General features: G+C 57.8%; 18 protein-coding genes. 6 read left to right on the top strand and 12 right to left on the bottom strand.

Annotation, left to right across the window (positions count from 1 at the left end; all coding sequences use genetic code 11):
- The first annotated feature begins 65 nt into the window (after window positions 1-65).
- Window positions 66-950 (top strand): DMT family transporter, encoded by an 885-nt coding sequence (locus PanJK_RS02455; RefSeq protein ID WP_256696247.1) that lies wholly within the window; start codon window positions 66-68, stop codon window positions 948-950.
- Window positions 951-996: 46 nt separating this feature from the next.
- A complete protein-coding gene (locus tag PanJK_RS02460; protein ID WP_265297050.1) occupies window positions 997-2,358 on the top strand; it encodes a CoA transferase in 1,362 nt (453 codons plus the stop codon).
- A 3-nt stretch (window positions 2,359-2,361) separates the two neighbouring features.
- On the opposite strand, the gene PanJK_RS02465 is transcribed toward PanJK_RS02460, so the two are convergent.
- From PanJK_RS02465 to ghrA, 3 genes are read right to left on the bottom strand one after another with little or no spacing between them, the layout of a single operon-like run.
- On the bottom strand, window positions 2,362-2,922 hold the full coding sequence (locus tag PanJK_RS02465; protein ID WP_008102748.1) for a molecular chaperone: 561 nt from the start codon (window positions 2,920-2,922) through the stop codon (window positions 2,362-2,364).
- Window positions 2,923-2,949: 27 nt separating this feature from the next.
- Entirely contained in the window at window positions 2,950-3,687 is a 738-nt protein-coding gene (locus tag PanJK_RS02470; protein ID WP_256696244.1) for a phosphatase, read from the bottom strand.
- Between the two features lie 24 nt (window positions 3,688-3,711).
- Window positions 3,712-4,650: a glyoxylate/hydroxypyruvate reductase GhrA gene (gene ghrA, locus PanJK_RS02475; protein WP_265297051.1), complete on the bottom strand. Its 939-nt coding sequence runs from the start codon at window positions 4,648-4,650 to the stop codon at window positions 3,712-3,714.
- A gap of 206 nt (window positions 4,651-4,856) precedes the next feature.
- Here ghrA and treA point away from each other — a divergent pair, with 206 nt between their 5' ends.
- Together treA and PanJK_RS02485 are read left to right on the top strand one after the other, a co-directional pair.
- Window positions 4,857-6,536, top strand: a complete 1,680-nt coding sequence (gene treA / locus PanJK_RS02480; protein WP_265297052.1) for an alpha,alpha-trehalase TreA — start codon at window positions 4,857-4,859, stop codon at window positions 6,534-6,536.
- A 231-nt stretch (window positions 6,537-6,767) separates the two neighbouring features.
- Window positions 6,768-8,867, top strand: coding sequence for a TonB-dependent siderophore receptor (locus tag PanJK_RS02485; RefSeq protein WP_265297053.1), 2,100 nt, complete (start codon window positions 6,768-6,770; stop codon window positions 8,865-8,867).
- 63 nt (window positions 8,868-8,930) lie between these two features.
- Here PanJK_RS02485 and PanJK_RS02490 read toward each other — a convergent pair whose 3' ends face one another.
- The gene (locus PanJK_RS02490; protein ID WP_008102737.1) at window positions 8,931-9,179 is read right to left on the bottom strand and encodes a GlsB/YeaQ/YmgE family stress response membrane protein; all 249 of its coding nucleotides are present in this window, start codon (window positions 9,177-9,179) and stop codon (window positions 8,931-8,933) included.
- Between the two features lie 186 nt (window positions 9,180-9,365).
- Between PanJK_RS02490 and PanJK_RS02495 the strand changes: the two genes are divergently transcribed.
- Window positions 9,366-10,100: a flagellar brake protein gene (locus PanJK_RS02495; protein ID WP_256696238.1), complete on the top strand. Its 735-nt coding sequence runs from the start codon at window positions 9,366-9,368 to the stop codon at window positions 10,098-10,100.
- 66 nt (window positions 10,101-10,166) lie between these two features.
- Here the strand turns inward: PanJK_RS02495 and PanJK_RS02500 are convergent, their stop codons facing one another.
- The 7 genes from PanJK_RS02500 to PanJK_RS02530 form a co-directional block, all read right to left on the bottom strand.
- Entirely contained in the window at window positions 10,167-11,654 is a 1,488-nt protein-coding gene (locus PanJK_RS02500; protein ID WP_265297054.1) for an FGGY family carbohydrate kinase, read from the bottom strand.
- Window positions 11,655-11,656: 2 nt separating this feature from the next.
- Window positions 11,657-12,601 carry a transketolase family protein gene (locus PanJK_RS02505; RefSeq protein WP_101760785.1) on the bottom strand — a complete coding sequence of 315 codons (945 nt, stop codon included), beginning with the start codon at window positions 12,599-12,601 and terminating at the stop codon, window positions 11,657-11,659.
- On the bottom strand, window positions 12,594-13,427 hold the full coding sequence (locus PanJK_RS02510) for a transketolase (RefSeq protein WP_256696236.1): 834 nt from the start codon (window positions 13,425-13,427) through the stop codon (window positions 12,594-12,596). The genes PanJK_RS02505 and PanJK_RS02510 overlap by 8 nt, the downstream gene beginning before the upstream one ends.
- A gap of 88 nt (window positions 13,428-13,515) precedes the next feature.
- On the bottom strand, window positions 13,516-14,622 hold the full coding sequence (locus PanJK_RS02515) for an ABC transporter permease (RefSeq protein ID WP_008108196.1): 1,107 nt from the start codon (window positions 14,620-14,622) through the stop codon (window positions 13,516-13,518).
- A 1-nt stretch (window position 14,623) separates the two neighbouring features.
- Entirely contained in the window at window positions 14,624-16,138 is a 1,515-nt protein-coding gene (locus PanJK_RS02520; RefSeq protein ID WP_265297056.1) for a sugar ABC transporter ATP-binding protein, read from the bottom strand.
- Window positions 16,135-16,749 (bottom strand): DUF2291 family protein, encoded by a 615-nt coding sequence (locus PanJK_RS02525; RefSeq protein ID WP_256696233.1) that lies wholly within the window; start codon window positions 16,747-16,749, stop codon window positions 16,135-16,137. The genes PanJK_RS02520 and PanJK_RS02525 overlap by 4 nt, the downstream gene beginning before the upstream one ends.
- Window positions 16,750-16,762: 13 nt before the next feature.
- Window positions 16,763-17,704 (bottom strand): D-ribose ABC transporter substrate-binding protein, encoded by a 942-nt coding sequence (locus tag PanJK_RS02530; RefSeq protein WP_110865953.1) that lies wholly within the window; start codon window positions 17,702-17,704, stop codon window positions 16,763-16,765.
- A 183-nt stretch (window positions 17,705-17,887) separates the two neighbouring features.
- Between PanJK_RS02530 and PanJK_RS02535 the strand changes: the two genes are divergently transcribed.
- The gene (locus PanJK_RS02535; protein ID WP_061716794.1) at window positions 17,888-18,838 is read left to right on the top strand and encodes a sugar-binding transcriptional regulator; all 951 of its coding nucleotides are present in this window, start codon (window positions 17,888-17,890) and stop codon (window positions 18,836-18,838) included.
- A 47-nt stretch (window positions 18,839-18,885) separates the two neighbouring features.
- Here PanJK_RS02535 and emtA read toward each other — a convergent pair whose 3' ends face one another.
- Window positions 18,886-19,515 (bottom strand): membrane-bound lytic murein transglycosylase EmtA, encoded by a 630-nt coding sequence (gene emtA, locus PanJK_RS02540; protein ID WP_265297057.1) that lies wholly within the window; start codon window positions 19,513-19,515, stop codon window positions 18,886-18,888.
- Window positions 19,516-19,576 lie beyond the last annotated feature (61 nt).

The raw sequence follows: 19,576 nt of genomic DNA on the forward strand, positions 1-19,576 counted from the left end.
GAAGTCGACGGCTTCATGCCATCATTAGCCGGTGATAATCCTTGTTGATGCTTAAGGAAGACCTTGTGGCAGTGCGGCATTTTTTAATGGTTCTGATGGTGGTTTCCATCTGGGCTTTCAACAACGTGGCGGTGAAGTGGGGATTGCTGGAACTTCCGCCGCTGTTTCTCACCTGGATGCGCTTTGTAGTGGTAGCGGTTGTGCTGGTGCCGTTTTGCCGCATCACGCGCGCACAATTGCCGTGGCTGTTAACGCTGGCATTCACCTTCGGTTTTATGCATTTCTCGCTGCTGTTTGTCGGCATGCGCTACACCGATGCCGGCACCGGCGCCATCGTGGTTCAGCTCGGCACGCCGATTGCCATGCTGCTGGCGATGGTGATTTTGAAAGAGAAATTACGCCTGGTGCAACTGATCGGCATCGCCATTTCGCTGAGCGGCGTCGCGGTGCTGTCGGGCAGCCCGACTATTCCGGCCTGGTGGGTGCTGTGTATTCTGCTGTGCAGCGCGTTTGGCTGGGCAATCAGCAATATGATTGTGAAAAAATCACCGCCGATAAAACCGCTGACGCTGACCGGCTGGATCTCCTTCCTTGCGGTGCCGATTGTCGGTGCCGCTTCGTGGCTGACCGAATCCAATCAGTTTTACGCATTGAGCCATGCGGGCTGGCGCGGCTGGTTTGGTATTCTGTATAGCGCCCTCGCCTCGTCAATTGTGGCGTACACGCTGTGGTACGCGCTGCTGAAGAAGTACAACGTCAACCTGATCATGCCTTATTCGCTGCTGACACCGGTACTGGCGGTGTTGATGGGCGTTTTTGTCTTAGGTGACAGCATGAACAGCTTTAAGATTCTCGGCGCCTCATTGGTGGTGCTGGGCACCGCCATTGCGGTAATCAACCTGCGCAACCTGCGGATGCACGCGCGTTTCCCGCGCTTGCGCCGCCGTTAATCCGCTCTGCTATGCTTGAGTCTCGCGCGTTTTCCGGAGACTCAACATGGATTCTCAACGTGCTGCCGCACTGTGGCAGCAAATGTGGCAGGGATTGCGAGGCGCGGACCCGCTTCCCTCGCCTACTTTTCTCCAGCCCGACACCTTTTCTTCTGCCTTCGCCGTCAGCGAACTGGCGGCCACCAGCATTGGTCTTGCCAGCCAGGCGTTGAGCGATCTGCTCGGCCAGGCCGCGCCGGTCAGCATCAATGTTCGTCTCGCCTCGCGCTGGTTTCAGCACAGCCTGATTCCGCTTAATCGACCGCCTGCCGCGCTATGGGATGAATTTGCCGGTGATTACGCCAGCGCCGACGGCTGGATTCGTCTGCACACCAATGCGGCTCATCATCGTGCGGCGATGGAGCACGTGCTCGGCCAGCATGCCAATCGTGCCGCGCTGGCCGATGCGGTGGCACGCTGGCCCGCCGCGACGCTGGAACAGGCGGTGATTGATGCTGGCGGCTGCGCCGCGCAGATGCGTAGCGAAGCGCAATGGCTGCAACATCCGCAAGGCCGCGCCGTGCAGCAGGAAGCGTTGATTGCCCAACAGGCCACCGACGCTGCACCCGCGCCTGCCTGGTCGTTATCACCCGCGCGCCCGCTGCTCGGCGTGCGCGTGTTGGACCTCACGCGCATCATCGCCGGTCCGGTAGCGACGCGTTTTCTCGCCAGCCTCGGCGCGCAAGTGCTGCGTATCGATCCGCCCGACTGGCATGAACCGACGCTGGAAGAGGAGATCACCTGCGGCAAGCGCTGTGCGCGGCTTGATCTCCAATCCCACGCCGGGCGCGAGCAGCTGCGCCAGCTGTTGCAGCACAGCGATGTGCTGGTACACGGTTATCGCGCTGATGCGCTGGAAAAACTCGGGCTGGATGCTGAGACGCGCCGCAAACTGGCGCCGGGCTTAGTGGATGTCAGCCTCAATGCGTGGGGCTGGAGCGGGCCGTGGCGCAACCGGCGCGGCTTCGACAGCCTGGTGCAGATGGGCTGCGGCATCGCCGAACAAGGCATGCGCTGGAGCGGCAATAACCAGCCAACGCCGCTGCCGGTGCAGGCGCTCGATCACGCCACTGGCTATCTGATGGCTGCGGCGGTGCTGGAAGGTTTACGTCAGCGGTTGATCAATGGCGTTGGCTGGCAGGCGCGCCTCTCGCTGGCACGCACTGCGCGGCTATTACAGCAGTTCGGTGCCGCGCCCGAGAATGTGCAAAACGGTATCCACGCGCAGCACGATGACGCGTTGAGCGCGATAGAGATTAATCAGTGGGGAATTGCCGAGAGATTGCGTGCCGCAGCGTATTTGCCCGGCACGCCAATGATCTGCGCGACGCCGGGCGTCAAGCTCGGCAGCAGCGCAGCCAGCTGGTGACGATTAGGCCTCGTCGCCCTGCTCTTCGTTCAGCTCGTCGTACATCGCCTGAATCGCCTCACGGCTCAGCGCTGCCAGCGTGCGATAAAACGCGGTGGTCGCGTGCGCTTCCACTTTGCCGAGGAACGCGCCGCACCACGGCAGCAGATACTCATCAAACAGCGCCAGCTGCGCGGCGGATTCATCTTCCGCCGACTGATCTTCCAGCCACGATGCCGCCAGCAGCAGCACGCCAAAGTGATCGGCGGGCGCTTCGCTCAGCGGCATGCCGCGCGCGCTGAGAAACGCACGCACGTCTGCTTCAGCAACCCCGTTCGGCCATTGGGATGCGTACGGCGGCACGCTGCAGTCGCTGCCAACAAACAGCGCGTTGTAGTCGGCGGCCAGCGCCTGCGGATCGCTATTCTGCTGCAGGCGCGTCAACAGTTCATCCTGCTCCAGCGGCCACTGCTGTTGCAGTTTGCCTTCACGCAGCAGAGTGAACAGTGGCACCAGCAGCGGATCCTGCGGCTGGCGATTAAACAGCGAGCCGATGACGCGGCAGAGAATGGAAAACTCATTCATGCAACAGAATTCCTTGAGGCAAAAAAGTTAAAAATCAGCAAATTCGGCAATCGTTTTACCGGTGCGCTGTTCGAGGAAATCGAGCAGGCGACGCGGCGTGACATTTAACACGCGATCTTCAGGAAAATCCACTTCGCTGGTGATGCGCAGGCAGTGTTCGAAATTTCCCAGCGTAAACGCCGTATGCGAATCGGAGCCAAATGCCAGTTTCCCCCCCGCATCGCGCACCGCTTCGGCAATGGCGCGACAGTTCGGTTCGCTGCCGAGGCGCGAATGGGTAAAGGAGGAGTTGTTGATCTCCAGCGCCACATCATAATGCGCGGCGGCTTCGGCTATTGCGCGGATATCCACCGGGAATTTCGGGTTGCCCGGATGCGAAATGATATGCACCAAACCGCCCGCCATCGCCGCAATCATCGCTTCGGTGTGATGCTTTTTATCACGCGGTGCATAAACCGGTTCGTGGAAGCCCGCGACGATCAGATCCAGCGCATCCAGCATCGGGCCGCTGCAATCGATCTCGCCCTGCTGATTTTTGATGTTGGCTTCAATACCGCGCAGCACGCCAACGCCATCAATCACCCGCGGCCAAATGCGCATGTTGACGAAGTGCCAATAGTGCGGCGCATCAGCCATGTCCGGGCCGTGATCGGTAATCGCGAACAGCTTCAAACCATTCTGTTTCGCCTGCGCCACATAATCATGCAGCGTGCTGTAAGCATGCGTGCTGGCAACGGTATGCATATGTAAATCAACGGGATACATCTTCATCTCCTGACCCAATGTGAATTAATAACCGCGCTGGCGATCGACCAAACCACCCGGCTGTTGACCTTGCTCCAGAGCAAGTATGGCATCCGCAATGTAATCCATCGCCTCGGCTGGCAAGGTAATCGCTGCAGTATGTGGCGTGATTGTGACATGCGGATGAGACCACAACGGATGCTGCGGCGGCAGCGGCTCGGTCTGGAACACATCCAGCGCGGCGGCGGCCAGTTGACCGCTGTTCAACGCTGCCAGCAGATCGGCTTCCACCACATGCGCACCGCGCGCCAGATTAAGGAAGCTGGCACCGCGCGGCAACGCGCTGAGCAGTTGGCTATCGATGAGGTTGGTGGTTACCGGCGTGGTAGGCAGCAGATCGATCAGCACCTGCGTGCCATCAAGGAAGGCATTGAGCTGATCGCGGCCATGGAAGCTTTGCACGCCGTCGATGTGCTTCGGCGAACGGCTCCAGCTGCGTAACGGGAAGCCCCATTGACGCAAACTTTCCAGCACGCTACGGCCTAACACGCCCGCGCCGAGCACGCCAATGGTGAAATTTTCGCGATCGACACCATCCAGCTCCTGCCAGTTCGCCTGCTGCTGCAGTTGACGATACTCCTCGAAACGGCGGAACCAGCCCAGCACGCACCAGTTGGCGTATTCCTGCATCTGGCGCGCCATGCCGGTATCTTCCAGACGGAATAATGGCACATTGTCAGCCAACATTTGTGGGTTGTCACGCAGCTGCTTGAGGATTTCGTCCACGCCCGCGCCCATAGCAAACACGCCTTTCAGCTGACGGCCCGCCAGCATCTCAACCGGCGGCGAACGCACCACCGCGTAATCGGCCGGTGCATTGTCGCCCGGCTGCCAGTAACGCACGCGTGCCTCAGGTAAACGCTGATGCAAGCCTTCCAGCCAGCCCTGCGGCGCCAGCGACGGGTGATACCAGATAATCTCCATTCGACTCTCCTTTTTTTGCTTCAGCCTCAGGCAAATAACCGAACAGGGCAAGCAAAAACCTTAGCCTTGATGCAATTTCTCGCGTGATTAATTCCGGGCGCTTCACATTTCCACCGCTGTACAAGGCTAAGCGGCGCGATTACGACTAAAGTTGTCGGGTGGTCAATGCGTTAGCACACCACCTTTTCGGACAAGGAGAAAAACCGATGATAAAAAATGCCGTATTCACGCCCGCGCGTCTGACCTTTTTACTTAGCGCCGCGTTGCTGGCCGGTGCCAGCGCCGCACACGCCGACGATCAAAGCCGCATGCTCAGCAACCAACCGCAGCCACCGGATGTGCGCCTGGGACCGTTGTTCAATGCGGTACAGCAGGCTAAATTTTATCCGGATCAGAAAACCTTCGCCGATGCGGTGCCGAAATCCAATCCCTCGTCGATTCTGGCCGACTGGCAGATGCAAAAAAACCAGCGCAACTTCGATCTCAAGCATTTTGTCGACAGCAACTTCACGCTGCCAAAAGAGGGTGACAAATATGTGCCGCCCGCCGGGCAAAGCCTGCGTGAGCACATCAACGGTTTATGGCCGGTGCTGACGCGTACCGCGCAAAGTGCCAGTCAGTACGATTCGCTGCTGCCGCTGCCAAAACCTTATGTGGTGCCGGGCGGACGCTTCCGCGAAGTGTATTACTGGGACAGCTACTTCACCATGCTCGGCCTGGCGGAGAGCGATCACTGGGATCGCGTGCAGGATATGGTGGATAACTTCGCCACCGAGCTGGACAAATATGGCCATATTCCCAACGGTAACCGCAGCTACTATCTCAGCCGCTCGCAGCCGCCGTTCTTCAGCCTGATGGTTGACCTGCTGGCAACGCACAAAGGCGACGATGTCTATCGCCAATACCTGCCGCAGCTGCAGAAAGAGTACGATTACTGGATGGCGGACAGCGACAAAGTGGCGGCCGGCCAGGCCAGCAAACGCGTGATTAAACTCAGCGACGGTACGCTGCTTAACCGTTACTGGGACGATCGCGATGCGCCGCGTACCGAATCCTGGCTGGATGACGTCAACACCGCGAATAAAGCGCCGGAGCGCAATAAGCAGCAGGTCTATCGCGATCTGCGTGCGGGCGCGGCTTCGGGCTGGGATTTCAGTTCGCGCTGGTTCACTGATGCGCACAATCTGGCGTCGATTCGTACCACGCAACTGGCGCCGGTCGATCTCAACAGCCTGATTTTCCACCTCGAACAGACATTGTCTAAAGCGTCCAAACTGGATAAGCAGGATGACAAAGCCAAACAGTTCGCGGCGGATGCCGAAAAACGTCAGGCGGCGATCAATCGCTATCTTTGGGATGACAAAAAAGGCTGGTACGCCGATTACGATTTCCAGAAGAAGCAGGTTCATTCGCAGCTGACCGCCGCCACGCTGTTCCCGCTCTATATGCAGGTGGCGAGCGATAAGCAAGCTGAGCGCACCGCTTCCGCTGTTGAAAAACAGCTACTGAAACCGGGCGGTCTGGTGACCACCACGGTGAATAACGGCCAGCAATGGGATGCGCCAAACGGCTGGGCGCCGCTGCAATGGGTGGCGGTGGAAGGTCTTGAGCATTACAAACAGCCGAAACTGGCGCAGCAGATTGGTCAGCGCTTCCTGCAGAACGTGCAGGCCACCTACGACAAGGAGCATAAGCTGGTCGAGAAATATGTGGTTGAAGGCGCGCAGTTGGGTGGCGGTGGCGGCGGCGAATATCCGCTGCAGGATGGCTTCGGCTGGACCAACGGCGTGACGCTGAAGCTGCTGGATAAGTACTGTCCGAAAGACAAAACCTGTAATAACGCCGGCGATATCCCGAATATGCCGGTTTTGAGTAGCGCGAAGTAACGTTTTTCCTGGTCAATACGTAGCCGTAGCAGGGTCGCCATTTATGGCGACCATTAACCCGTGTGCGCATTAATGCGCACCCTACAGCCTCATATCGAATTCCGCCCTGCCTGTGTATTTTCCTCACACCCCATTTACAACAACCTCACATCTTGAAACATTCGCCACAAAAGATAATAATTCTCAATCTAATATCGATAGCTATTCCCATTTAAATATCAGGAACCTCTCATGACCTCGCTGTTTACCCTTAACCGTGGCCGCGTTCTGTGCACGCTTGCGCTGGCTTTACCCGCTGCAAGCTTCGCCGAAGAGTCGCTTGTCGTCACGGCGCAACCGCAAGAGAGCGCCACCTCGCCGACGCAGGGCTATCTCGCCACGCGCAGCAGCGGCGCCAGCAAAAGCGATCAACCGCTGATTACCACGCCGCAGTCAATCTCGGTAGTGACACGTCAGCAGATGGAAGATCAGGGCGCGCAGGATCTCAACCAGGCGCTGGGTTACACGCCAGGGGTGTTCACCAACTTCGGCGGGGCCGCCACGCGTTACGACACCATCGCGCTGCGTGGTTTCCACGGCGGCGATGTCGACAACACCTTCCTCGATGGCCTGCGCGTGATGAGTGACGGCGGCAGCTTCAACATCCTGCAGGTGGACAACTGGTTCCTTGATCGCATTGATGTGATCAAAGGTCCCTCCTCCGCGCTTTACGGCCAAACGGTGCCGGGCGGATTAGTGAACATGGTGAGCAAGCGTCCGCAGTTTGCCGAAGAGGGCCACTTCCGCCTGTCGAGCGGCACCAACGCCACCAACAGCGCTGCCTTTGATTACTCCAACGCCATCAACGATCAGTGGGCATTTCGCTTAACCGGCATCACGCGCAACAGTGATACGCAGTACGATCACACCCGCGAAGAGAAATATGCGATTTCGCCACAGCTGATGTGGCAGCCAAGTGAAGATACCAACTTAGTGCTGCGCGCCTACCTGCAGAAAGATCCCTCAGGCGGCTATCACGGTTCGGTACCGGCGGAAGGCACGCTTTACAGCCATAACGGCCGCAAGTTGAGCGACAGTTTCTACGAAGGCGACAGTTCGCTCGATCAGTTCAAACGTCGCGAGCAGATTTACAGCTATGACTTCTCACATCGCTTCAACGAAGTCTGGTCGGTGTACTCCACCGGCAGTTACAGCCACTCGAATACCGATCTCGATCAGGTTTATCAGATTGGCTGGAACGCAACGAATCCTGACCTGCTGAACCGCTACTACTCCGGCGAGCGTTCATCACTGAGCGCATGGGCGAATGACAACCGCTTGCAGGCCGATTTTGCTACCGGCGCGGTGCAGCATCGCGTGACGCTGGGCGCGGAATACCATCGCTATAAAAATGACATCACCAAAGCCAGCGGTGCCGCCAGCGCGCTGAATGCGTGGAGCGGCGAAGAAGTGGGCATCATGCCGGACTTCGACTGGACATCGCAGACGCGCCGCTACTATCAAACCGGTTTATATCTGCAGGATGAGTTGCAGCTTGATCGCTGGCATCTGGATTTGTCGGGACGTTATGACCGCATTGTGTCGGAAAACGGCACCAGCCGTCGTCAGGACGATCACATCAGCGGCCGCGCCGCGCTGCTGTATGCCTTCGAGAACGGCATCTCGCCTTACGTCAGTTGGAGCCAGGCGATAACGCCAGCCTCGTTAACCGATCCGCAGGGCAATCAGCTGAAACCGACCACCTCAGAGCAATATGAAGCGGGCGTAAAATATCAGCCGGTGGGCACGCGCGATATGTACTCAATCGCGGTGTACGATTTGACCCAGGACGATGTCGCCAACCGTAACGTGCTGGACGGCACTTACACGCCGTCGGGCAAAGTGCATTCGCAGGGCATCGAGTTGGAAGCGCGTAATCAGCTGACGCAACGTTTCAGCACCATCGCCGGCTACACGCTGAATCATCTGCGCTTCAAAGATTCGGTGGACGGTAACGATGGCCATACGCCATATGTCACGCCGAATAGCATGGCATCGTTGTGGGGACATTATCAGTTTGACTACGGCTTGAGCGCTGGCGCCGGTGTGCGCTATATCGGCAAACAGTGGGCGGATAACGAGAACACCACGCGTCTGCCATCGGTAACGCTGTTTGATGCGTCGGTTCGCGCCGATCTTGGCGCATGGAACTCACAGCTGAAAGGCGCCTGGCTGCAGGTGAATGCCAACAACCTGACCGATAAAAAGTATCTGGCCGCCTGTTATGGCACCGGTTACTGCTATCGCGGTGCCGAGCGTACGGTCATGGCTACGGTGGGCTACGACTTTTAATCAGGCATAAAAAAATCCGCCATCCTTTTACGGGATGGCGGATTTCATCAAATCGCTATGCTGTTAACTTCGTACTTTACGGTAAATCCACAGCACCACAATGGCACCGATCACGGCCACCACGAAGCTACCGAAGTTGAAACCGTCAACTTTACCGAAACCAAACAGGGTACTGATCCAGCCACCGACAACCGCACCTACCACACCCAGAACCACGGTGATGATAAAACCGCCGCCATCTTTACCCGGCATAATCCACTTCGCGATAATCCCGGCAATCAGACCAAAAATAATCCATGAAAGAATACCCATGTACTGCTCCTTACGTTATTAATCAATGTGTTCACCGCCTCTAGTATAGACGGGATTTTATGATCTGCCTCGCAACTTGCCGCAGTAAATAATCGTTAGCTAACTAAAGGTTAGCGCAGCCATGCCGATAACTGACGAACAGCATTGTCAGTCGTGAAAATAACAATCGGATAAGTGGAGCAGGACGTGGGAGAAGCCGATAAAGAACAATACCTCAAGCGAGGCACGTTAGCGGTTTTGGGCGTGATGAAGGATCTGTTGCGTTCTCAAACCCCGTTGATGGTGAATTTTTCGCGCGGTCAGTTTATCAGCCGCATGCTGTCAGCCGATGAAGATCAGGTGATCTTTGACCTTGGCAGCAATGCGCTGGATAACGATTTAGCGCTACAAAGTGGTGAAGTGAATATCTTTGCCGAAACGCACGGTGCCAAAGTCGAATGTAGCTTAATCGGTTTACAGCGCATCGAATTTGAAGGCTTGCCCGCTTTTGCTGCATCGCTACCCGAACTGGTGTGGCAGATTCAACGCCGTGAGTTCTTCCGCGTCAATGCGCCGCTGGAGCCGGTTTTTTATTGCCACAGCCAGTGGCCGGATGGCAGCACTGCGCGCTTCCGCCTGCAGGACCTGTCATTGGGTGGCGTGGGCGTGCTGCTGGACGAAGCGCTGCCAGAAGGCCTTAATCGCGGCGATACCTTTAAAAAGCTGCGCGTGGATTTGGCTGAATACGGTCACTTCGAGGTGACAGCACAGCTGCTGCACATTGGTGAACGCACCGTGGTGACCAGCAAGAATGAAACCCGCGCCACTCCGCGCCTCAGCTTCCGCTTTACCGCCATCGAGCCGATTCAGGAACGCCAGCTGCAGCAGGTGATTTTTGCGCTGGAACGTCTGGCGCGCGATAAGGCCAACCGTTTCCAGTAAGTCCATCATTCGTAGGGTCGCCATTCATGGCGACCACTCCCCCAGATTTGCACAAAACCGCACCCATCAATGCGGCTGATAACGGCAACGCGCCACCGCATCCAGCCAGCCGTGATAATTCTCCTGCATGCTTTTCGCCTGATCTTCACGCGGCGTAATCACGCTGCCGCCCTGTAACGCCTGCATCTCACTGCCCTGCTGCCACCAGCCTAAGCTGCGGCCCGCTAATAGCGCGGCGCCCAGGGCTGAAACTTCTGCCGTCGGTACGCGTTTCAGTGGCCGCTGTAGCACATCGGCCTGCATCTGCATCAACCAGCTGTTTTCCGTGGCACTGCCATCCACGCACAGCGCAGGAAGTTGCACACCGCTGGCCTGCTCCATGGCGAAAAACACGTCGGCGATCTGGAAAGTGATCGATTCCAGCGCCACGCGCGCCAGCACTTCCGGCGTTGCCGCATCGGTCAAACCACACACCATGCCGCGCGCTTTCAAGTCCCACCAGGGCGCGCCGAGGCCAGAGAGCGCCGGTACAAAATAGATGCCCTGATTGTGTTCGCTGCACTGCGCCAGCGCGGTGAGTTCTCGCGGATCCTTGATGCCCAGCATGCGGCCCAGCCACGCCGCGCCGGAACCGGTGTGGGTAATGTTGCCTTCAAAGGCATAGCGCAACGTGCCGTCGTGCCACGCCACCGTGGTGCTAAGGCCATTTTCCGTCAGTAGCGGCGTTGCCATCGACATCATCAGTGACGAACCGGTGCCGTACGTGGCTTTGACCACCTCTTCGCTGCCACTGCGCTGCGCTTGCAGCGCGGCGTGCGAATCGCCGATGCGCGACAAAATCGGTGTGCCAGGCACTAAACCGAGCATATCGTTACGTGTCACCACACCTTGCGCACTAGCCGAGGGCACAATCTGCGGCAGCGCCGCGCGGGGAATATGGAACAGCGCCAGCAGTTCATCATCCCAGTCGCCGCTGTGCAGGTTGTAAAGCTGGGTGCGCGCCGCATTGGCATGATCGGTGACAAAGCTTTCGCCGCCGCTCAGTTGCCAGTTCAGCCAGCTATCCACGGTGCCGATACAGAGTTCACCGGCCTGCGCACGAGAAAATCCGTTCGGCAGCGCGGCGAGCATGCCGGTGAGCTTACCGGCTGGAAACATCGGATCGACGGCCAACCCGGTAAGCCCGGTGATGCGCGGCGCTTTACCCGCCACACGCAAATCGCGGCAAAACGCCTCCGAGCGGCGATCCTGCCAGCTAACCAGCGGCGTCAGCGGCTGACCGTTATGGCGCTGCCAGATCAGCACCGATTCGCGCTGGTTGCTGATCGCCACGGCCGCAACTTGCGCACCCGCACACTGCGCCAGACAATCGCTCACCGCTTGTTTCACCGCCTGCCAAATCGCCAGTGGATCCTGCTCCGCCAGGCCAGGCTGCGGATGTTCCAGCGTCAGCGGCTGGCTGCCGCGCGCCACCACCTTCCCGGCACGATCGACCGCTATCGCTTTTGCGTTGGTGGTGCCTTCATCAATTGCCAGTATCACCGAACCTGCCATCTTTACGCTCCTGCACAGATGCGCGCTGCACTCTTCACTACGCTGGCGGCATCAATGCCATGTCGGGCACGGGTTGAGGCGCGATCGCCCGCAATCGCGTATTCGCCATCGGGGATACCCAAACGCAGCAGCGGGATGCCACAGCCGCCTTCCGCCAGCACTTCTGCCACCAGGCTGCCGACGCCGCCGTTGACGTTGTGTTCTTCCACGGTAATGACCGCTGGATAGTGATTTAACAGCTCGCGCAGCTGTTGGGTATCACAAGGTCGAATCGATGGAATGCTGATCACACCTGCTGTAATGCCTTGCTCATGCAGTTGCTCGGCGGCGTGAACCACCTCGTGAACTGTCGAGCCCATCGCCACCAGCACAATGTCATGACCTTCACGTAAAACGTCGATTTGCCCGGGACGGAATTGATAGTTCTCATCGTGCAGCTGCGGCAGATCTTTACCGTCCAGACGGATATACACCGGCCCGACATGCGCCAGCGCATACTCAATAATCTGGCGGCACTCCAGCGGGCAGGATGGCGCGTAAATTTCGATGTTGCCGAAGCCGCGCATCACCGCAATGTCGTCGATGCTGTGATGGGTGCTGGCGAGCGGGCCGTAGCTGGCACCGGCATTCAGGCCAAACAGTTTGACGTTAGTGTTGTTGTAGCAGACGTCGACTTTAACCTGCTCATTGGCGCGGGAAACCAGGAACGGCGCAGCGTTACAGGTTACGGCCACTTTACCGCCAATCGCCAGGCCGGCGGCGGTGCCCACCAGCGTTTGTTCGGCGATACCGACGTTAATCAGCCGGTCGGGAAAGGCTTTGATAAAGGGCGCAATTTTGGCGGTTGAGGTGGAATCGGCCACCACCGGCACTAAATCGACGCCGCGATTAACCGCATCAATAAATGCCTCGACCATTACCGTCGCCAGGTGTTTTGCATTACTCATCTTTCAACTCCTCCAGTGCCAACTCAATCTCTTCCCCTTTCGGCACGCGGTGATGCCACTCCGGTTTGCCCTGAATAAAGGAGATGCCGAAGCCTTTTTCGGTGTGCGCCACAATCACCTGTGGCTTGCCGCTGTTACGCGGCAGGTTTTCGATGGCTTCCACCACCGCCGCCATGTCATTGCCGTTGCACTCGCTCACCGCCAGACCAAAGGCGCGCCATTTATCCGGCAACGGATCGGTGTTCATGATGTCGCGCGTATGCCCCGCCAGCTGCAGCTTGTTCTTGTCGTTGATGATCACCAGGTTATCGAGGCCGTAATGCGCCGCCACCAGCGCCGCCTCCCAGTTGCTGCCTTCCGCCAGCTCACCGTCGCCGGTAACGACAAAAATACGTCGGTCGCTGTTATCTTTCTTCGCCGCCAGCGCAATGCCGACTGCCACCGGTAAACCATGGCCCAGCGCGCCGGTATTCAGCTCAACGCCTGGCGTTTTTTGGCGCACCGGATGGCCGGGCAGATGTGAATCCGAATGCTGATAGGTCGGCAGCCATTCGGTCGGGAAATAACCCGCTTCTGCCAGCACGCAGTAATAACCGCCCACCGCATGGCCTTTCGACTGGATATAGATGTCGCGTTGCGGATCGTTGGTGCGATCCGGCGCGCAGTTAAGAATGCGGAAATAGAGTGCGGTGAGGATCTCAACCTGTGAGAGATCGGCACCGGTATGCCCGCCCGCCGGGCTGCCCGCATTGAGCTGAATGATGCGGCGACGCACGGCGCGCGCTTTCGCTGCCAGATCCGCTACCGAATATTTGAAAGGATTCATAGACACCTCTGAATTTTAAAGCATGGATGAATATTTATTCTTGATGGAGAAAAAAAGGTGCAGACAATCAGCGCCTGCACCCAACCGATTAACCTTTTGCCGGGCTACCGCCCTCCTCAATCAGCGCTTTCTGCGCCACCACCGCCGCTTTCTGCTGCATGCGACTCTGCATTTGGTCGATGATCACCGCCACGATAATCACGATGCCTTTGATCACCATTTGCCAGAACTCACTCACGCCCATCATGATCAAACCATCAGCGAGGAAGCCAATCACGAAGGCACCAATCAGCGTGCCGAGAATGGTGCCGCGTCCTCCGGCCAGCGAGGTGCCGCCCAGCACCACTGCGGCAATCGCGTTCATTTCAAAGGAGGTTCCGTTCGCCGGATGACTGGCCACCAGCTGAGACGAGACCACGATGCCGGCAATCGCCGCGCAGAAACCGGAGATGGCATACACCCAGATTTTCACCGACTTCACTTTCACGCCCGAAAGTTCAGCGGCGCGTTCGTTATCGCCAATCGCGTAAACCTGACGACCAAACGGCAGACGGCGTGCGACATAGGCAATCACCAGCGCCAGTAGCACCATCATCCAGATGGCCCACGGCAAACCGAGAAAATAGCCCGCGCCTATCTTGTCGAATCCGGTATTGCCGAGCATTTCATTGCCCTGCAAACCGGGGAAGGTTTCGCCGCCCGACGTGAGCATTGCCGTGCCGCGCAGGATGTACATGGTACCGAGCGTGCAGATGAACGGTGCCACGTTATAGCGCGTGATGATCCAGCCGTTTGCCGCGCCAATCAGGCCGCCAATCAGCAACACAATCGGTACGATCAGCCACACGCTGGGGAAGATGGCGATACCAAACATCGGCAGCACAATGCCTTTGGTGATCAGCCAACCGGCGATCATGCCGCACAGGCCGAGCGTGGCACCGATGGAGAGATCGATGCCCGCCGTGATGATGACAAATGTGATGCCGAGCGCGAGGAAGGCGTTAATGGCGATGTGTTTTACCATGATCACCATACTGCCCACCGCGAGGAAATCGGGCACCGTAATAGCAAAGAAGCCAACAATCAGAAACAGCGCAATAAAGGTGCGCAGTTTGAGCAGCAGCAATATCAGGCTTTCGCGTGAGTTGAACGCTTTAGCTGGCGATGCGAGCGCGAGCGCGCCGTTGTTTTTCATATCAGAACCCTTGTGCGCTTGCTTTAACCAGCGCCGCCTCTTCCGCTTCAGCGCGCGGCAGGTCAGCAGTCAATTTGCCGCCGGACATCACAATGATGCGATCGGCAACGGCCATGATCTCTTTCAAATCAGAGGTGGAAAACACCACCGCAATGCCCTGCTCCGACAGCTTCACCATCATGCGGAACACTTCGCCTTTGGCGCCGACATCGATGCCACGGCTCGGTTCATCCAGCAGCAGCAAGCGCGGATTGGTCAGCAGCGAACGACCAATCACCACCTTTTGCTGATTGCCGCCGCTCAGCGCGCTGATGGCAACATCCGGCGAGGAGATTTTGATCGCCAGATTGCCGACGGTGCTGGTCACCACTTCGCGTTCCGCCTGCTCTGAAATCACCGTGCGATGCGACAGACGTCGCCACAGGCTGGCAATGGTGAGATTGCTCGCCACCGATGAGATGGGAAAAATGCCCGAGCGTTTGCGATCTTCCGGCACCAGACTCATGCCCATGCGAATGCGTTCAGCGGTCGGCAGACGCGTCGGCAACGGTTTGCTGTCGAGCCACAGCTTGCCGAGATAGTTACGCTGCGTGCCGAGCAAACACTCAAACAGCTCGGTGCGCCCCGCGCCCATCAACCCGTAAATGCCGACGATTTCACCGGAACGCACCTGGAAGCTGACATCATCCACCAGCATGTTGCCGTTCGGACTGACGCAGGTGATGTGTTCGGCTTCCAGCACCGGCGCACCGAACTGGCGATCCGGCGGCAGAAAGGTGCCCACCGGTTCGCTGCCCAGCATTTCGCGTACGATCCACGGCACGTCGATATCGCTGACCTGCGCTTCGGCTTGAAAACGCCCGTCGCGCAGAATGGTGATCACATCGCCAATCGCCATCAGTTCTTCGAGCCGATGCGAGATATAGATGATAGAAACGCCCTGACGCGTCAGTTCGCGGATCACCCGAAACAGGATCTCCACTTCGGTTTTGCTCAGCGCCGAGGTCGGTTCATCGAGGATCAGAATGTCGGCGTCCTCCGCCAGCGCTTTGGCGATCTCCACCAGCTGCTGCTGGCCAACCTTCAGGCTGCCCACCTTCTCATCCGGTGAAATCGGCTGATCGAGGCGCTGCATCAAGGCGGCGGTGCGGCGTTTCTGCTCGGCTTCATTGATGGGCCGAATGCCACTCTGAATTTCGCGGCCGAGGAAAATGTTCTCCGCCACGCTGAGATTCTCAAACAGATTGAGTTCCTGATGCACCATACCGATGCCGTGGCGCGCGGCGTCTCGTGTGCTGTGAAACGCCACTTTTGTGTCGTTGAGGAACATCTCACCGCTGGTCGGCTGCTGCACGCCGGCGAGGATCTTCATTAGCGTCGATTTCCCCGCGCCGTTCTCGCCGATGATGACGTTGACTTTGCCGCGCCACACGCGGTAATCCACACGATCCAGCGCTAAGGTGCCGGGGAACAGCATCGACATCTGATTGGCTTGCAGAATGATCTCATCGCTCATTTTGGATTCCCCTGCTGCAGCTGCACCGCCACCACATCTTCCACTGTGCCCGCGCCCATGCTGACGGCAAGCAGCGCTTGCGCCGGTTTGCCCACCCAGCTGGCATCCACCGCTGGCAGCTGTTTCACCGCATGGCGATTCAGTGCTTTGGTGAGTTGCGCGTATTGCACCTGATTGGTGAACTCTTCAAAGCGGAAACCGGCCGCATCGCGTATGGCGTTGCCGCGCAGCACCGGACCAATCGACACTTTTACCGGTTTGCCGTTGATGGTCATGGTGAGGCTGCGTTCCCGATCGTTGCTGTTATCAAATGCCGTCACCGTGCCCGCAGCGCGCACAAACACGCTTTCGCTGCCGCCGGCTTTGACGGTATGGCTTTTGGTTTCCATATCTGCCCAGCTCAGCGCCTGCTTCTCAGCCGGTTGCTGCACGCGGCTGGCCCAGCTTGATTCCGCAATCTGCTGCGGCGTTTGATCGCTGTAGCCCGGTTTGGCGTTGGGATCTTTCGGCATGATGGGTTTGCCGTCGGCATCCAGATCCACCACGGTGCAGGCGGCTAACATCAGCGTCAGCAGCGCCACCAGCATGCCGCTCAGCGCTTTCCCCTTCATGCCGACCTCCATGTTATTGCGCCAGCTTGAAGGTTTTCAGCTTCGCGGCGTTGCTGTCGTCAATCAGCACGCAATCCATCAGCTGCTTCTCCTCTTTCTGCGCTTTGCCGTTCTTCAGGTAGTAATCCACCTGCTCAACGGCCATCTGCGCCTGATCCCAGCCCGGCTGCAGCACGGTGGCTTTGATGTTGCCTTTATTAAGGATGGAGTCGCGGGTGTAATCGCTGCCGTCGAAGCCGACCACAATCACATTGGTTTTGCCCGCCGCTTTCAGCGCCGCTTCCGCACCCAGCGCCATGGTGTCGTTACCGGAGATCACGCCAACGATATTCGGGTTCTTCTGCAGGATGGTTTCCATGCGGCTGAAGGCTTCGGTCTGGCTCCAGTTGGCACTCTGCTGCGCCACCATTTTTAGATCGGGATAATCATCCAGCACGTCGTGATAGCCCTGCGAACGCACGCCCGCATTGGTATCCGACTCTTTACCCAGCAGCTCGACGTAATCCCCTTTACCGTTCAGCAGCTTGGCGAACTTCTCGGCACCGAGCTGTGCGCCTTGGTAGTTGTTGGAGACAATTTGCGCCACGGCAATGCCGGTTTTGTTGATTTCGCGGTCAATCAGGAAGGTAGGAATACCGGCATCTTTGGCTTTTTGCACCGGGCCAACCGTAGCATCCGCACCGGCATTATCGAGGATGATGGCTTTGGCTTTGCGCGCGATGGCGGTTTCGATCAGCTGGTTTTGCTTATTCACGTCATCGTCGTGTGAGGCCACCAGCGTGGTGTAACCGAGCGCTTTGGCTTTTTCCTGCGCGCCATCGGCTTCCGCTTTAAAGAACGGGTTGTCATGTGATGGCGTAATGATGGCCAGCAACCCCTTATCCGCCGCCAGCGACGCCGCCGAGATCATCATGATTGAAGCAAGTAGAGAGACTTTGAGGACAGAGGCTTTCATTTGTTATCTCCGATTGAATATATATTCAATTGCGATTTTATATGCATAATGACTATGCGCTGGCTTTCTGAGCACGTCCATTGCCCGATCCTCAAAAAGCGAAAACGATCACAAAATGTTCTGCGTTGTTATTTATGACAGGCTGATTAACAATACCAGGCAGGTTAAGAGAGAGAAAAAACCATGGCAAAACAGGATGAACAGCGGCTGATGGTGAAAATCGCCACGCTTTATTATGTGGAAGGCAGGAAGCAGTCCGACATTGCGCAGCTGCTGAAGCTGTCGCAATCCTTTGTGTCGCGCATCCTCAATCGCAGCGTGAAAGAAGGTGTGGTGAAGATCAGCGTAGTGCCGCCGGCCAATGTGTTCCCTGAGCTGGAAAAAGCCATTGAGCAGCTGTACCAACTGCCGCAGGTGATTGTGGTGGATGTGCCGGACCAGGCGTCGGCGTTGCAGATTAAACAGGCGATTGGTTCCGCCGCCGCGCACTATCTGGAAACACGAGTACGCGCCGATGAGCTGATTGGCATTTCATCCTGGAGCGGCACGATTCGCGCGATGGTGGATGCGCTGCATCCGCTGAGCGCGCCATGCAAAGGGGTGATTCAGCTGCTGGGCGGCGTGGGCGCCAACGGCAACGTGCAGGCCACGATTTTGACGCAGAATCTGGCGGCGCTGCTGGATTGCCCGGCGTGGCTGCTGCCGTCGCAGTCGATTGAGCATTCAGTGCAGGATCGCCAGCGTTTGTCGGTAAATCCCGATGTCGCGGTGGTACTGGAAAAGTTTGATCAGGTGGATCTGGCGATTGTCGGCATTGGTGATCTCGAGCCTTCCGCCCTGCTGCGCAACTCCGGCAACTATTACGACGGTGAGATGCTGCAAACGCTGGCCGAGCGCGGCGCAGTGGGCGATATCTGCCTGCACTATTTCGATGCTGATGGTCAGCCGGTGCTGAGCGCAGAGGAAGATCCGGTGATTGGCATGGAGCTGGCGCAGGTAAAACGCTGTCCGCAGGTGGTGGCGTTAGCGGGTGGCAAAGAGAAAGCGCAGGCGATTCGCGGGGCGTTGCGCGGCGGTTATGTGCAGGTGTTGATTGTGGATTATCCGACGGCGAGATTATTGGTAGAGGGTTAGTTTGGTGGGGTATTGGCAAGGTCGCCATGAATGGCGACCCTACGTCATCAACCGATGGTGCGGTAGGCGGTGGTGACTTTCCACAAATAACGCGGGGCCTGCGCCGCCGGATGCTTGTTCTGTACGTGCTGGTAAAATTCGTCTGGCGTCATGGCGTTGATCATCGCAATCGCACGATCGCGGTCACGCGAGAAGGTACGCAGCAAGGCACCGGCACCGTTGGCGTAGGACACGATAGTGGCGTAACGCAGCGTCAGCGGATCGCGAATCCCGGCTAATGCGGAGTCCTGCAAAATTTTCAGGTAGGCGGCGCCGATATCGATGTTCTTCGCCGGATCGCGCAGCTCGGAAGAGGATGGCTGACCGTGACGGCCCTGCGTGCGATACACTTCGCGGCCTGCCGTCGAAGCCTTAATTTGCATCAGACCGACCGCATTGGAACGGCTCACCACGGTGGGATTGCCTCCGGATTCGACACTAATAATGGCGCTGATTAACTTCTCATCAACGCCATAATGACTGGCGGCATCTTCGGTAAACATTGACCATGCATCATTCACTTTCGACGGCGGTGCCTGGGTCAAAGGCGTATTCTTCTCGGGCAGTGCCGGTTTTTCCGGCTCGCTTGAACAGCCAGCAAGCAGCAGTGCAGAAAGCATAAGTAGGCGAATTTTCACTGATTTTTGGTTCCGCAATAGGGTTGGCGCAAGCTATCATACCTGGCGCAGCGCGATGCAA

The sequence above is a fragment of the Pantoea sp. JK genome, from assembly GCF_026130245.1.
In the GTDB taxonomy this organism is placed as follows: domain Bacteria; phylum Pseudomonadota; class Gammaproteobacteria; order Enterobacterales; family Enterobacteriaceae; genus Pantoea; species Pantoea trifolii.